Annotated in this window: 14 protein-coding genes and 1 other RNA gene; 6 read left to right on the top strand and 9 right to left on the bottom strand. The window is 61.9% G+C overall.

All coding sequences use genetic code 11. The features are described 5' to 3' along the window. Nucleotides 1-4 precede the first annotated feature (4 nt). The 5 genes from RA19_RS07675 to RA19_RS07655 form a co-directional block, all read right to left on the bottom strand. A complete protein-coding gene (locus RA19_RS07675) occupies nucleotides 5-1,129 on the bottom strand; it encodes an NUDIX domain-containing protein (RefSeq protein ID WP_039161208.1) in 1,125 nt (374 codons plus the stop codon). Nucleotides 1,130-1,158: 29 nt separating this feature from the next. Continuing rightward, on the bottom strand, nucleotides 1,159-1,599 hold the full coding sequence (locus RA19_RS07670; protein ID WP_039161206.1) for a TrgA family protein: 441 nt from the start codon (nucleotides 1,597-1,599) through the stop codon (nucleotides 1,159-1,161). A 30-nt stretch (nucleotides 1,600-1,629) separates the two neighbouring features. Continuing rightward, the gene (locus RA19_RS07665) at nucleotides 1,630-2,835 is read right to left on the bottom strand and encodes an SAM-dependent methyltransferase (RefSeq protein WP_039161204.1); all 1,206 of its coding nucleotides are present in this window, start codon (nucleotides 2,833-2,835) and stop codon (nucleotides 1,630-1,632) included. Nucleotides 2,836-2,904: 69 nt separating this feature from the next. After that, nucleotides 2,905-4,329 carry a cryptochrome/photolyase family protein gene (locus RA19_RS07660; protein WP_039161202.1) on the bottom strand — a complete coding sequence of 475 codons (1,425 nt, stop codon included), beginning with the start codon at nucleotides 4,327-4,329 and terminating at the stop codon, nucleotides 2,905-2,907. A gap of 17 nt (nucleotides 4,330-4,346) precedes the next feature. Continuing rightward, nucleotides 4,347-5,570 (bottom strand): aminotransferase class V-fold PLP-dependent enzyme, encoded by a 1,224-nt coding sequence (locus RA19_RS07655; protein WP_039161200.1) that lies wholly within the window; start codon nucleotides 5,568-5,570, stop codon nucleotides 4,347-4,349. Between the two features lie 213 nt (nucleotides 5,571-5,783). On the opposite strand from RA19_RS07655, the gene RA19_RS07650 reads away from it, so the two are divergent. After that, on the top strand, nucleotides 5,784-6,164 hold the full coding sequence (locus RA19_RS07650; RefSeq protein ID WP_039161198.1) for a VOC family protein: 381 nt from the start codon (nucleotides 5,784-5,786) through the stop codon (nucleotides 6,162-6,164). Nucleotides 6,165-6,222: 58 nt separating this feature from the next. Here the strand turns inward: RA19_RS07650 and RA19_RS07645 are convergent, their stop codons facing one another. The 3 genes from RA19_RS07645 to RA19_RS07635 form a co-directional block, all read right to left on the bottom strand. Then, nucleotides 6,223-7,821: a BCCT family transporter gene (locus RA19_RS07645; protein ID WP_039161195.1), complete on the bottom strand. Its 1,599-nt coding sequence runs from the start codon at nucleotides 7,819-7,821 to the stop codon at nucleotides 6,223-6,225. Between the two features lie 278 nt (nucleotides 7,822-8,099). Next, nucleotides 8,100-9,092 carry an acryloyl-CoA reductase gene (gene acuI / locus RA19_RS07640; RefSeq protein ID WP_039161193.1) on the bottom strand — a complete coding sequence of 331 codons (993 nt, stop codon included), beginning with the start codon at nucleotides 9,090-9,092 and terminating at the stop codon, nucleotides 8,100-8,102. A 12-nt stretch (nucleotides 9,093-9,104) separates the two neighbouring features. Continuing rightward, nucleotides 9,105-10,193, bottom strand: coding sequence for a dimethylsulfoniopropionate demethylase (locus RA19_RS07635; RefSeq protein ID WP_039161191.1), 1,089 nt, complete (start codon nucleotides 10,191-10,193; stop codon nucleotides 9,105-9,107). Between the two features lie 282 nt (nucleotides 10,194-10,475). Here RA19_RS07635 and RA19_RS07630 point away from each other — a divergent pair, with 282 nt between their 5' ends. From RA19_RS07630 to ssrA, 3 genes are all read left to right on the top strand, one after another. After that, nucleotides 10,476-11,237 carry a FadR/GntR family transcriptional regulator gene (locus tag RA19_RS07630; protein ID WP_039161187.1) on the top strand — a complete coding sequence of 254 codons (762 nt, stop codon included), beginning with the start codon at nucleotides 10,476-10,478 and terminating at the stop codon, nucleotides 11,235-11,237. Further along, nucleotides 11,234-11,620: an ectoine synthase gene (locus tag RA19_RS07625; RefSeq protein WP_039161185.1), complete on the top strand. Its 387-nt coding sequence runs from the start codon at nucleotides 11,234-11,236 to the stop codon at nucleotides 11,618-11,620. The genes RA19_RS07630 and RA19_RS07625 overlap by 4 nt, the downstream gene beginning before the upstream one ends. 20 nt (nucleotides 11,621-11,640) lie before the next feature. Beyond that, nucleotides 11,641-11,992: a transfer-messenger RNA gene (gene ssrA, locus RA19_RS26125) on the top strand. 86 nt (nucleotides 11,993-12,078) lie between these two features. Here the strand turns inward: ssrA and RA19_RS07620 are convergent. Continuing rightward, on the bottom strand, nucleotides 12,079-13,281 hold the full coding sequence (locus tag RA19_RS07620; RefSeq protein ID WP_039161183.1) for a multidrug effflux MFS transporter: 1,203 nt from the start codon (nucleotides 13,279-13,281) through the stop codon (nucleotides 12,079-12,081). A gap of 362 nt (nucleotides 13,282-13,643) precedes the next feature. Here RA19_RS07620 and RA19_RS07615 point away from each other — a divergent pair, with 362 nt between their 5' ends. Beyond that, nucleotides 13,644-14,087, top strand: a complete 444-nt coding sequence (locus tag RA19_RS07615; protein WP_039161179.1) for an ester cyclase — start codon at nucleotides 13,644-13,646, stop codon at nucleotides 14,085-14,087. A gap of 3 nt (nucleotides 14,088-14,090) precedes the next feature. Further along, nucleotides 14,091-14,648: a nuclear transport factor 2 family protein gene (locus RA19_RS07610; RefSeq protein WP_082020481.1), complete on the top strand. Its 558-nt coding sequence runs from the start codon at nucleotides 14,091-14,093 to the stop codon at nucleotides 14,646-14,648. Nucleotides 14,649-14,737 lie beyond the last annotated feature (89 nt).

The following is a 14,737-nucleotide window of genomic DNA, read 5'->3' as shown; positions in this document are numbered from 1 at the left end:
ATCCTCAATATCCCTTGTGCCGCAGACGTCCGCGGTGCCGTGCCAGCCACAGCGCAGCGGTGACCAGCGGCATGTCCTGATAGATCTGCGCATCCACGCCTTTCATCAGCTCATCATAGCTGAGGATCCTGCTGCGGATATCTTCGCCTTCGCCGGCCAGCCCGCCGCCGCCATTGATGTCAGAAAGATCGGACACACCGATGAAAACATGCACAAATTCGGTCAGGGAACCGCTGGAGGGATAGACCTGCGCCACCGGCTCAAGCCGCAGAACGCTGACGCCTGCTTCTTCCTCGGCCTCGCGGATTGCGGTTTCCTCCGGTGTTTCGCCGGGGTCGACCAGCCCTGCCACTGGTTCCCACATCCAAGGGCGGGTGTCGCCTGCCATAAAGACCGGGGCGCGGAACTGCTCCACCAGCAGCACCTGGTCCCGGACCGGATCATAGGGCAGCACAACGGCTGCATGAGCCGCCATTGCCGCGCCGCGGTTCACCACCGGGCTCATCGAGCCGTCGTAACGGCGGAACTGCAAGTCCATCTCTTCCATGGCAAAAAAGTTCAGGTAGGCGCGGGTGTGGCTGTGAACGACCACGTCTTTGGACAGATCATGTTCCGGGTCCTCCGGGCGTGCCTGCCCTTCCAGCCAGGAGGCGGCGCGGCGGCGGATCGCAGGAAAGGACTGTGCAACCTGCTCAGCTGTCAAACGGCCATGGTGGGCCATCACCTCTTCGGCGGCGCGCAGTGACAGCGCGCCCCATTGCCGGATCCAAGCCTCGAGATCCCAAGGTTCGGCGGTTTCCCAAAGCCCCGGTTCCGGAAAGTAAACCTCGGCGGTGGCGGTTCCGCCGTCTTGCAGCTGGACCGGCACCGGTTTCAACGTGTAGCCAAAACCGCCTTCGTAAAAGTTGAGCGCATCCAGATCCGCTTCGGACAGCCCCTGCACCAGCAGGCCGTCCGCAGTGGCGCCCTCACGCTCTTCGATGGCGGGAAAGGGCTGATCCACGACTTGGTACACACCGTGGCCCGGCAGTTTCGCGTCATATGCATTCAGCGCATCCCCGCTGCGGCCCAATACCAGTTCCAGCAAAGGGCGATGGCGCAGCGTGCCAAAGAAAAAGAGATCAGCCACGGGTGATAACCTGTTGTTAAAGAATGTTTTCAGCGCCAGCGGCGGGAGGCGTTTTCGGTCGCGAGCCCGGATAGAACACCACCGATCACCAGCGGCACCAGCACTGTCGGCACAGCGATAACAAAGAAATATTCCAGTGCAATGACAAAGATCGCCGACAGAGCCTCGAACGGGCCGTCATAACGGTGGCGCATGGCGAGGCGGAACATTTCCCAGGCGCCCTGGATGAACAGCGCCCACATCACCATGACGGCCATTCCGGTTAGGCCGTTGTTGATCGCAGGCACCAGCCCGCGTCCGGCCCGGCGGCCCATGAAAATCCAGCCGCTCAACGCGCCCAGAACCACGTTGATATGCACAAAATAACCGAAATCCGTGCCCTCAGGCATCAGCGGCATCACCAGAAAGGAGACAATAAACGCCACCAGCCCAAGAGATATGGCGGCGGTCAAGCGGGCTCCGGTGGGCATGTCGGGTCAGATCCGTGCGGGCAGTTTCAATCAGCGATGAGCAACTGTAATCTGCGTCACATCGCAATTGCCAGTCTTAAAGGCGGCCGCACAGGAAGTGAGGTAAAAGTTCCACATCTTGTGGAAACGCTCGTCAAAGCCCATGCGCGAAATCTGCCCCCAGCGGGCATTGAAGGTCTCATGCCAGCGCCTGAGCGTCTGGTCGTAACTGTCGCCGAATTCGATTGAGCGCACCACGCCAAGACCGGCCTTCTCGACCTGTTCACGAAGGATTTTCGGCGACGGCAGCATGCCGCCGGGGAAAATGTGTTTTTGGATGAAGTCGACACCTTTGCGGTAGAATTCCCAGCGCCGGTCGGCGACGGTGATGATCTGCAGCGTGGCCTTGCCCCCGGGCTTCAGCCGCTTGCGGATGGTGTTGAAATAGGCAGGCCAGTATTTCTGCCCCACGGCCTCAAACATCTCGATCGAGGCGATGCCGTCGAACTGGCCCTTGCAGTCGCGGTAGTCCTGCATGCGCAGATCGACCTGACCGGAAAGTCCAGCCTTTTCAATGCGGCGTCGGGCGAAGTTAAGCTGTTCTTTACTAATTGTCAGGCCGGTAACCCGCAGGCCCCGCTCCTTGGCGGCATATTCGGCAAAGCCGCCCCAGCCGCAGCCGATTTCCAGCACGTGATCGCCGGGCTTCACCCCCATCTGATCTACCAGCGAGGCGTATTTGGCGGTCTGCGCTTTCTCGAGGCTGTCCTGACCGCTGCGGAAAAGGGCGCTGGAATAGGTCATCGTGTCATCCAGCCACAGGCTGTAGAACTCATTGCCCAGGTCGTAGTGGTAGGAGATGTTTTTCCTGGCCTGGCGGCGGTGGTTGCGGTGCAGCCAGAAACGGAGGCGTTCATAAGCGCGTAGCAGTGCCTGGCCGCGGAAGTCATCGTAAACCGTCTCGGCGCCCATATGCACCAGGTCCATGAAGGCCTGCAGGTCGGAGGTGCTCCACCAGCCTTCGAGATAGGCGTCGGAAAACCCCAGTTCACCTTCGCGGATCAGACGGGAGAAGCAGTCCGGATTGTGAATGTGCAGATCGGCGGCCGGACCGGAGTTGCTGCCCTTGGCGCGGAAGATGCGGCCGTCCGGCAGGTGGATATCCAGCTGGCCGGTCTCCATCCGGCAGACCTGTTCGAACACCGGCGCAAAGTAGCGCGGCAGGTTTTTCTGGCCTTCGGTATCCGTGAAGATCATTCCCTTCCTCCTCAGCACTATAGGGAAAATGCTAGGGCGGAGGGTGCTTTCTGGCAAGAAAACTGTGTGTTAGCGGTTTTGGCGCAATTCGTGATAAGCCGTGAGCGCGCGTTCCCGGCCCGCCTGCAGAGGGATCATGGGCGCGGCGCGGGGCATTTCCGGAGCAAGGTTCCAGGACAGCGGCGCGGCCTCGAAAAAGTCCAGTGCGGTCTGCGGCGGCCTGCCTTGCCCCTCGGCTATCCAGCGGCGGGTGTATAGGCCGGAGGGATCGAATTTCTCCAACTGGCCCGAGGGGTTGAAGATGCGGAAAAAAGGCGCCGCATCGGGGCCGGAGCCCGCCACCCACTGCCAGCCCATGGCGTTGGAGGCCGGATCCCAATCCACCAGCGTTTCAGAAAACCATTCCATGCCCAATTTCCAATGCATCATCAGATGCTTGGTGAGGAAACTTGCAGCAATCATCCGGGCCCGGTTGTGCATCTTGCCTGTGACAAACAGCTCGCGCATGGCCGCGTCGATGAAGTCATAACCGGTCTGACCGCGCTGCCAGCCCTGCAGGTCCGGAGTTTCGGCCTCATGCCAGGGGAACACCTCCCATTCCGGGCGCCAGTTCTGGGTCAGGATCTGCGGCGAATGGTACATCAGGTGATAGGCAAACTCGCGCCAGGTAACTTCCTTCAGGAAAGTCTCGGCTCCCTGGCTGCTGCGCTCCATCGCGGTGCGTCCGAGGTGCCACATACGGTGCGGGCTGATTTCGCCCCAGGCGAGGTTTTCCGACAGGCCGGAGGTGGCGTCTTCGCCCGGAAAGTCGCGCCGGTCTTTGTAAGCAGCGACGGCTTTGTCCAGAAAGGTGTCCAGCCGGTCCTGCGCCGCCGCCTCGCCGACGCGGCAGTGGCGTGCAACCACGTCAGCGCCGCGGCGCATGGCGGCGCTCATCTGCCAGGCCGCCAGATCGTCGCCGGCGGGCCAGCTTTGCGGTGCCGGCAGAACGGCGGGTGCGGGCAGCAAGCCGTCCACCGCGCGGGTCCGAACGGATTTCCAGAACGGGGTGAAAACCTTGAACATACCACCGGCCTTGGTCTCAACCGTCCAGGGTTCGAACAGCAGCCGCCCGCCAAAGGAGCGGGCTTCGGTGCCTTGCTCTTTAAGCTGCCGTTTTACCTCAGCATCCCGTTTGATGGCCGCGGGATCATAGAGCCGCGACCAGTACACGGCTCCTGCCCCGGTTTCCGAAACCAGCTGGCGCAGCTGGTCCAGCGCGTTGCCCCGGCGCAGGATCAGGCGGGAGCCGGCCTTGGCCAGTTCCCGTCCGAAATGCTCCAGCCCCAGACCAAGGCGGAACTTGGGGGCGGCGCCCAGCGCCTCGTCCTGCGCGTCCAGTATGTAGACAGGCAGGACTGCCGCGCCGTTTGCAAGAGCAGCCGTCAAAGCGGGATTGTCAGCCAGGCGGAGATCCCGCCGGATCCACCAGATCACCAAAGGACGGTTGCTCATGCAGGGCTCCTGAGCTGTTACAGAACGTGGTCCAGAGCCTCGATCAGTTTGGCAACCTCAGCCTCGGACGTGTAGTGGGTGAAGCTCATACGCAGCACGCCCTCGTTTGGATCAACGCCCATCGCCTGCAGGGCACGCACGGCATAGAAATCACCGCCGCCTGCCATGATGCCATGTTCTGACAGGGCTGCGGCCACTGGCTCGGCTGGTTTGTTCAAGGCAACAGCAACGGTGGGTGCACGGGTTTCTGCGGTGGAAGGCCCCAGCAGGCGGACATCATTGCGGTCCTTCACCGCGTCGAGCAGCGGCTGCAGCAGCTTGATTTCATGGGCGCGCATCAGGTCGTGGACAAAGGCCCCTGTTTCCGCGGGGCTGCCGCCGTGGCCGTGATGTGCCGCCAGCGCCTCGAAGTAATCCGCCATGCCGGCAGAGGCCGCCACTTGGGCATGGTCGGGGCCTGCCGGGGTGAAGCGTTTGTAGAGGGTGCCCTCGTTGAAATAATGCGCTTGGTTCGGCAGCAGTTCGCCCAGCGCCTTGCGGATCACCATGACGCCCTGATGCGGCCCATAGGTTTTGTAAGAGGAGAACAGGTAGATGTCCGCCCCCAGTTCCTCGACATTGGGCAGGCCGTGGGGCGCGTATGAGACGCCGTCGACACAGACAAATGCTCCGGCGGCGTGGGCCAGCGCGGTGATTTCCGAGACCGGGTTGATCTCGCCCACGAAGTTGGAGCAATGCGGAAAGCAGACCAGGCGCACATCTTCGTCGAGCAGATTTTCCAGTTGAGCCGGGTCCAGATGGCCGGTTTGCGGGTCAAGCTGCCACTCGCGGATCTCGATCCCCTCTTCCGCCAAGCGCCGCCACGGACCGGTGTTGGCTTCGTGGTCCTGGTTTGTGACGATGATGGCTTCGCCCGGCTTCATGAATTTGCGGAAGGCCTGGGCCAGCACATAGGTATTCTGGGTGGTCGAGGGGCCGAAGCTGAGCTCTTCGGCAGCTACGCCCATGAGAGCAGCCAGACGAGCACGGGCCTCATCCATCTCGGCGCCCCCCAGACGGGAGGCCTCATAAGGCGCATAGGGCTGCACCTTCCGCTGGGTATAAAAGCGCGTGAGGCGGCCGATCACTTGCTGGCAGGTGTAGGAACCGCCAGCGTTTTCAAAGAAAGCCTGGCCTTCGAGGCTGGGTTCGGCAAAGGCCGGGAACTGTGCCCGGACGAAATCAATATCCAATGCGGTCATGGGGTCTGTCTCTCCTCAATCGCAGCCCTTCTCCGGGGGGCCTGGCAGGCACTCCCGCCGGGCCGCGCTCCCGCATAAGGATTGCGGGATCGCGCGCGCCCCTGCAAGCCGGAAATCACGGCGGATGAGTATTGCCTCAGACCTGCCGGCTGATGACAGAAACTGGCAGGACTGTCTGTCATCCTTATGCCAGGCAAACACGGAGGATTTGTTATGGCCTTTATTCCCAAGGATTTCCTGGTCTGGGCAGAGCTGCCAGTCAGCGATATGGACGCCGCGGTGAGGTTTTATTCCAAGGTGACCGGTGCGGATCTAAGCATCGACACCAATGGCCCCAACCCGATGGCAATGTTCAAGCCCGCAGATGAGAAGACCGGCATTGCGCTGCATCTCTACCCCGGCAAGCCGGCAGGCGACGGGCGCGGCCCGACCTTGCATCTGACCGCCGAGGGCGAGCTGGACGATGTGATGAATCGGGTGACGGATGCAGGCGGCAAGGTGGTGTCAGAAGTCATTGAGATCCCGCCCGGGCATTTCTTCTACGCACTGGATCCGGACGGCAACTCGCTGGGGTTCTTCAAATACCACGACTGATACGGAAAAGGCCCCGGGGATCATCCCGGGGCCTTCTCTTAGGCATATTGCTGTCCGCTTACTTGCGGCGGCGCTTTTCACCGGCCAGGCCGATGAAGACCGAGACGCACATCAGCACCAGCACGATGGCAAAGGGGAAGCCGGTGGCGATTGCTGCCGCCTGCAGCGCGCCAAGCCCGCCGCCCAACAGCAGCACAATTGCGATAGCGCCTTCCAGCACACACCAGAACACGCGCTGTTTGGTCGGCGCGTTGGTCTTGCCGCCTGCGGTGATGGTGTCGATCACCAGCGAGCCGGAGTCCGAGGAGGTCACAAAGAAGACCACCACCAGGATGATGCCGACGAATGACAGGATGCCGGTCAGCGGGAAGCTTTCGAACATCTTGAACATCTTCAGCTCGAGTGCGGCATCCTTCAGCGCCTGGCCGCCGTCGCCAGCGACCATGTCGAGCGCGGCGCCGCCAAAGACGCTCATCCACAGGGCGCCGACCACGGTCGGGATCAGCAGCACGCAGACCACGAACTCGCGCACGGTGCGGCCGCGGGAGATGCGAGCGATGAACATGCCCACAAACGGCGACCAGGAAATCCACCAGGCCCAGTAGAAGGTGGTCCAGCCCTGCATGAAGTTGGTGTCCTCACGGCCCACCCAGTTGGAGAGCTCCGGCAGGAACACGGCGTAGTCCACCAGGCTGGTGAAGAAGCCGGTCAGGATGGCCACGGTCGGGCCGACGATCAGCACCAAGAGCAGCAGCGCTGCGGCCAGGATCATGTTGGCCTCGGACAGGCGCTTCACGCCCTTTTCCAGCCCTGCAACAACCGAGATCAGCGCAAACAGGGTGATCGCTACGATCAGGAACACCTTCATGCCGTCGGTGATCGGCACATCGAACAGATAGTTCAGGCCAGCCAGCGCCTGCGTTGCGCCCAGACCCAGCGAGGTTGCCAGGCCAAAGATGGTGGCAAAGACTGCCAGCACGTCGATGATATGGCCCAGCACACCCCAGGTGGCATTGCCGAACAGCGGGTAGAACACCGAACGCATGGTCAGCGGCAAGCCGCGGTTGAAGGAGAAGAAGGCCAGCGCCAGCGCTACTACCGCATAGATCGCCCAGGGGTGCAGACCCCAGTGGAAGATGGTCGCGGCCATGGACAGCTTCTGCGCGGCAGCTTCATCGCCTGCAGCGGCACCCAGCGGCGCCCAGTCGGTGCGCACACCGTCTTCGCCAACGGTAGTGCCGCCCAGCGCGGAGCCGAAGTGCGAGATCGGCTCGGCCACACCCCAGAACACCAGGCCGATACCCATGCCGGCGGCGAACAGCATCGCAAACCAGCCGGCATAGGAATAGTCCGGACGCGCATTGTCGCCGCCCAGGCGGATCGAGCCGTAAGGCGTCACCACCAGGAACAGTGCAAACAGCACAAAGATGTTGGTCGAGATCATGAAGACCCAGTCGAAATTGCTGGTCAGCGCCGGGCGCAGCCAGCCAAAGAACTCGCCCGCCTGCTCCTTGAACACGAGGGAAAAGAAAACAAAGGCGACGATGGTCACCGCCGAAATGGCGAAAACCGGGTTGTGCACATCCAGGCCCATAACCTGGATGTTGTCCTGACCGGCTTCATAGCCGGAGTCAGGCTCGTTGGTTTCAGTAGTCATGACTTGTCTCCCCGAATAGTCAGTGGCTGTTTCATCCGCGGGAACGGCACGGCGGGGGCCCGCAATATAGACTACAATTTGCAGAAAAACGACATCGCGTCGGTTTTGTGACAGTGCAAAAACAGGCGGATTTCGCGAATGCCAGCCGAAGTGCCGCTTTGCAAACACGACTCCAGAACCCATGTTTTGCAGGGGCCAGCTCAGCGTTTGCGGCTTGGGAGCACGAAAAAAGGGGCCGGTTTCACCAGGCCCCTTCCAGCAGTCTGCAGCAGCAGGGATCAGCTGTTCACATCAACCACAACCCGGCCCACGACCTGGCCTTTCAGGATGTCTTCGCCCAGCTGCGGCAGGTCGCTAAGGGTGGCGGGCCGGACCATCGCCTCCAGTTTCTCCATCGGCAGGTCGCTCGCGATACGCTGCCAGGCCCGGACACGGTTTTCATATGGCTGCATCACCGAGTCGATACCGAGGAGGTTCACGCCGCGCAGCAGGAACGGGATCACAGTGGCCGGCAGTGCCGCACCGCCTGCAAGACCCACGGCCGCCACCGAACAGCCGTACTTCATCTGCCCCAGCACCCGTGCCAGCATGGCGCCGCCGACTGCGTCGACACAGCCCGCCCAGCTTTCGCTTTCCAGCGGGCGTTTGGTGGTCTCGTTGATCTCTTCGCGGGCCACGATCTGCGTGGCACCCAGTGATTTCAAGTAATCCGCGGTTTCCGGGCGCCCGGTGACACCAGCAACTTCATAACCAAGGTTGGCCAGGATCGCGGTGGCGACCGAACCCACGCCGCCCGCAGCACCGGTGACCAGCACCGGGCCGTGATCTTTCTCCAGCCCGTGGTCCTCCAGCGCCATTACCGCCAGCATGGCAGTAAAGCCTGCGGTGCCAACGGCCATCGCCTGGCGGGTATCCAGCCCCTCGGGCAGCGGCACCAGCCAATCGGCCCGCACATTTGCTTTCTGGCTGTAACCACCCCAATGGGCCTCGCCTACCCGCCAGCCGGTCAGCACCACCTTGTCGCCAGGTTTGTAGCGGCTATCCGAAGAGGCTTCGACTGTGCCCGCAAAATCGATCCCCGGCACATGCGGGTACTTGCGCACCAGCCCGCCGCCCGGGCCCACGCAGAGACCATCCTTGTAATTCACAGTGGAATACTCCACCGCCACGGTCACCTCGCCCTCGGGCAGCTGATCCAGGCTGATCTGCTCCACCGCGGCGGAGGTTTTACCGCTCTCTTCGTCCTTGTTCACAACAAGCGCATTAAACATGCCGTTTCTCCCTTAGATCCAGAATTTCCCGTGCACAGTGGCCGGGCGCATACCGTCCGGTGTCTCCACCTCCAGCGAGGTGCCTGCCTCCCAGTGCGAGCGTTCGACCATGGCGATGGAGACATTGACGCCGAAGTCCGGCGAGCGGGTCGCCGTGGTCACCTGCCCCACTTTGCGGCCATCAGCCAGCAGCGGCCAAGGCGCCGTGATCGGCGGGATTTCTCCGCCGATTTCCACTGCGCGGATCTGCTGGACAGGTTCCGACCGGGCCAGCAGCCCAGCCTTGCCTATATAGTCGCGCGGCGAATTGACGAATTTGCCCAGGCCGCATTCAAACGGCGTGTTGTCCCGGGCCATGTCATTGCCGTAACTCAGCAGCCCGCCTTCGACGCGCTCCTTGGTGGACGGGCAGCCCGCCCGCACTTCCAAGTCTTCCCCCGCCTTCATCAGAGTGTCCCAGAGCGGCATTCCATAGCTGCTGCCCTCGACATAAATCTCAAAGCCGCCCTGCTTGGAATAACCGGAACGCGCCACCACAAAATTGGTGTCCTGAAATGCCAGGCGCTTATAGCGGAAGAAACGGATCTCCCGCGCCTCATCCCCGAAGACCCGCGCCATCAGATCATCCGCCTTTGGGCCTTGAACGGCAAGCGGGCTCACATCCGGCTCCCAGACGCGCACGTCCAGCGCCAATGCATCAGCGATGCCCAGCACATAGTGCAGATAGTCGCTGTCGGCGACCGAGATCCAATAATGATCCTCTGCCAGCTTAACCAGCACCGGGTCATTCAGCATCCCCCCGTCGCGGTCGATGGCCGGCATGTAATAGCACTGGTCCGGCGCCATACGGTCCAGGTCGCGCGGGCTGATCATGTCCAGCAACCGCCGTGCATCAGGACCCTGCACAGCAACCTGGCGCTCGCAGGACACATCCCAGACCTGCACATGGGTTTTCAAGTGGCGGTAGTCTTCCTCCTCGCTGGCAAACACCGAAGGCAGGATCATCCGGTTGTAGACGGTGCAGACCGACATCCCCGCGGCTTCAACTCCCGCAGAAAACGGCGTGCGCCTCACCCGGCGCGATGGAAAGATGGTTGCCATGCTCAGATCTCCATTTGAGCGTTAAAAGCTGTAACCCGGCAGCATCGCCAAGGAAGCCCAGCCGGCCGGCTTGCATACAGTTTCCCGGCCACGCAGACAGGCAGCTGCAATTTTCCTTCGGCGGCACGGCATCCGCAGGGCAAAACACCCGATGGTGACGGCCCTGCCATTGCCCTCCCCCGACTCACGTCTTACAATTTAAATGTCAGACTTTTAAATGTCAGACAAATGAATTTTTGCCGGAACCGCTTCCGGCGTGCATCAGCGCCGAGGGCCACTGGCATGAAAATCGACCCCAACAGTTCCGCCGATCTTTCGGCTCAGATAGCCCAGGCCATCAAGGATGCCATCATCTCAGGCGAATTGATCGTGGATGAGCGGCTGCCGTCTGAGACAGAACTGTCGGATCATTTCCAGGTTTCGCGTCCGACAGTGCGCGAGGCGTTGAAGCGGCTGGCCGCGCAATCGCTGATCCGCACCCAGCGCGGGGCGTCAGGAGGGGCCTTTGTAAACCGCCTCAGCTTTGAGGATGCCTATGCGCAGCAGGTGACCACCTCTACCCTTTTGCTGAGCATGAACGAGGTAAGCTTCGACACAGCTTGCGAGGCGCGGTACGCCCTGGAGCGCGCCTGTGCGCCGCTGAGCGCCCTGCGCCGCAGCCCCGATCATCTGGCGACGATGCGGGCAGAGATATTCCGCCAGGGCCAGCCGGGTCTGACGGATGAGGCCTTCTGCGCCTCGGACGTAGCCTTTCACCGGGCACTGGTGGATGGTGCCGGCAACCCCGTGCTCTCCTATCAGCTGGCCGGCGCTGTGGAAGCCATGCAGCCGCTGATGAACATGATCACCTTCACCGCTCGCGACCGGGAACGGATTGTGGAACTGCATGGCCAAATCGCGGACGCCATCGAACAGCGGAATTCCCAGGCCGCGGATTTGGCACTGTCCGAGCTGACAGCTTACACGCTGGAATTGGGGACCAAGGCCATGGCAGCCCGGGCCTCCAGGCATCAGAACCGCAGCAACGTGGAGAACCCAAAGTGATCATCCGCCGCAAAGAAGACATCGAGTCCACCGACCGCCATGTTCACTGGGGCAATGGCACAAGCCACAGGATGCTGGTGGCAGAAGACGGCATGGGCTTCACGGTTTGCCACACGATTGTGCACGCGGGCACTTCGACCCGGCTGCAGTACAACAATCACTTGGAGGCCTGCTATTGCATCGCAGGCACAGGCTGGGTGGAGGAAGCGGATGGCGTGCGGCACGCTATCGAAACCGGAACGCTTTATGCCCTGGATCAGCATGACGACCACATCCTGACGGCAGGACCCGGCGCCGATCTGGTTCTGGTCAGTGTTTTCAATCCGCCTTTGACCGGGCAGGAAACCCACGACCCGGAGCAGGATGGCCCATCTGGTTACTGATGGCTGATCTGCTTCCGGAAAGACTTGCAAATCCTTTTGCAGGCGCCTATTTCAAATCTGTTCCCTTGTGGAACTATGGACATAAACGCGCTCGTAATAAGCGGATCGGACCCGGGGGCGGTACCCGGCGGCTCCACCATCATCCTTCGTTTGGGGATCATGGGGCCGAAACAGGATCGACGGACGTCTAAAGGGGTTAGCTTTGTCTCGGGTGTCTGCCACCGTTACCGGCGAAAACAGTACAATTGCAAACGACAATCGTGCTCCGGTTGCTCTGGCTGCGTAAGCAGTTCGAGTCGAACCGACTTTAAGCCCTTATGCCTAGCCGCGTAAGGCGGGGTTCGCAGGTACCTGGCAACAGAAACCTGCACTACCCTTCCAAGCCGCACCGCAGCCGCCAGCAGGCCTGTTCCGTTGAGCGCTGAAATGAAGCCCCCTGCGCATAGCAGAAGCCGCCATCATCCGGCATCCGGTTCCGGCAGTCTGCGGCCGCGGCGGAATGCGGCCAGAGCCGCAACAAGCCCGGCGCCCGAGGCTGCCAACATCATCAGCAGCAATACCGCCGCAGGCTCTTCCTCTGGCAGGATCATACCCGCCAGGGCCGTCAGCACCGCGCCGCATGCCACGGTAAGGGCACCATTCAGGCCGGCAGCGCTGCCTGCAAGCCCGGGGCGGACCGACATCGCGGCCGCATTGCAGCTTGGCATAGTGAGGCCGTTGCCAAAGCCGGTAAATACGGCCGCACCAAAAAACAGCAGCGGCGGCAGTGCTCCGGCCAGACCGGCACACACTCCTGCCGCCAAGCCGGTACAGGCAACCAGCCGCCCCGCCAGCATCATTGCCGCAGGCTGGCAATGCGGAGCGAGGCGGCCTGCAATGAAACTGCCAAGCATGAAACCGGCGGTGATGGTCCCGATGCAAACGCCAAGCCCGGCGGCCGGAATGGCGAACTGGCTCTGGGCGGCCAACGGCGCGCCGGTGAGAAAAATGTAGAAGGCACCGGTCGAAAAGGCACCGCACAGGGAAAAAGCCCAGAATTGCGGTTCCCGGATAAGAGCGGCCATCCGGTCCGGATTGGCATCTGCTGGGGCTGATTGCCCGGGATGGGTCTCTGCCAGGCCAACCCGGCACCAGAGCAGCAGAAGCAGGCCGGACACCGCATAGAAATAGAAGTTCGCGCGCCAGCCGAAAACCGCGTCCAATACGCCCCCAAGCACAGGGCCAAGCATCGGGGCAACCGCCATGGCCGTGCTGATATAACCGATAAGGCCTGCGGCTTTGCGCTCTGGTGCAGTATCGCGGACGATTGCAAGCGACAGCGTGTAGCCTGAAACAATTCCACCCTGGAGCATTCGGAAAGCCAGGAAGGCCCGAATATCCTCCGCCAGGGCGCAGCCGGCAGATGCCGCAGTGAAAACCAGAAGCGCCCCGGTCAGCACCGGGCGGCGCCCCACCCGGTCCGACAGAGGCCCGGCAATCAGCTGAACCACTGCAGTCACCGCAAGATAGCCGCCAACCGCCAGGCTGACTGCGGCATAGCTGGCGTCCAGGTCCGCCGCAATACCGGCCAGGGACGGCAGGAACATGTTCAGGGACAGGGTCGAAATGGCGGTCAGCAAAATCAGCGTGATCAGCGCGGGCGGCGATGCGGCACCTGGCATATTGGAATCTCCGGCTTGAAACAAAAAAGCCCCCGGCGTTGGACCGGGGGCGCATGGCAATAACAATGGAAACCGTTATCGGACCATGCACCTCTCGGATACGGCTACGGCGGCGGCTGGCAAGGGCATGGCGGTTCTCCTCATGCGTGAACGCTAACCACTCTCCCTGCAGCAAGCAATGGCCAGGTTTGCTCCCAGCCGCCTGTCAGGAGGGGCGGTTTTTCGCCTTGGGCTGCTGGTGGCGCGGGAGAGATATCCTTGCTGAGACCTAAGACATTAGTTTTTGAGGTTCCAATACCCGTTGCGGCGGGTGTATAGCGGTTCCTTGAAAGAAACTGCCGATCAAGAAGACCGCGCCGCCTGTGTCCGCCTCCCCCTCAAAGACCGATATCCTGCAGCGCTGGTATGATCAGGCCTGGACCCGAGGCGATCTAAGCGCTTTGGATGACTATTTTTTTCCCAGCACGACTGCAACTGGCGTGCTGCCCTCCCTGCAGCTGACCCGGGCTGACTTCGAGGCCTTTGTCACCGCCCTGCGCAGCAGGCTGGAGAGAATCAGCATCAGGATCATCCACGCGATTGAGCAGGACGACTGGCTGGCCGCGCGGATTTCCTTCCAAAGCTGCTGCTCCGCAACCGGCAAACCGGTCAGCACCAGCGGGCATGTCATGATCCGGTTTGAAGACGGCAAAATGGCGGAGTCGTTCAATCAGTTTGACTATGTCTCGCTGTTTGAGCAGATGGGCCAGCTGCCGCAAGACACCGTTGCCGCCTGCCTGACCGGGCAAGGCCTGATGTGGCGGTAGATCATGACGACCGCGTCCGGAACACCCGCCTCCGCCCCGTTTTCGCCGCGCCGGGCCGCCAATGCCCCTGACAGGCCGCAGCTGAATTCCAGCGCCGCCATGGCAGCGCCGTTTGATCCGGCCGCCAGCGCAAACATGCCGCTGACCCGGCTGCTGCATTACTGGTTCGAGGAAGTCTGGTGCAAAGGCAACCTGGATGCAGTTAGCGAAGTAATGACCCGCGAAACGCTGATCTCCGGTGCTGTGTCCGCGCTGGCCGAGCCGGAGTGCGACTATGGGGAAGTGGTTGCCGCATTGCGCAACCTGCTGGGCCCGATCACCGTAAGCTTCACCCATGCAATGGAGACTGGCGACTGGGTCTCGGTCCGGCTTCTGGCCCGCACCAGCAATCCGAGGGACGGCGCACCGTTTGAGATCACTGGCCAGGTGATGGCGCGGGTTGCCGATGGCAGAATCGCCGAACTGCACTCCAACATGGACTATTTCCGGATGTTCGAACAATTGGGCCAGCTGCCGCCGGACGCGCTGGCCGTTTGCATGACCGGCGAACGGCTGAAGTAACCCGCCCCCCGCCGGCGCAACCTTGACATGGCCGCTGCAAATGCGTTTCAAGAGGCTATGGGGAGAGACGCGAACGCCCTGTGAGGCGA

The sequence above is a fragment of the Leisingera sp. ANG-M1 genome, assembly GCF_000813745.1.
Lineage (GTDB): Bacteria > Pseudomonadota > Alphaproteobacteria > Rhodobacterales > Rhodobacteraceae > Leisingera.
This window is presented reverse-complemented; position numbering and strand designations above follow the sequence as displayed.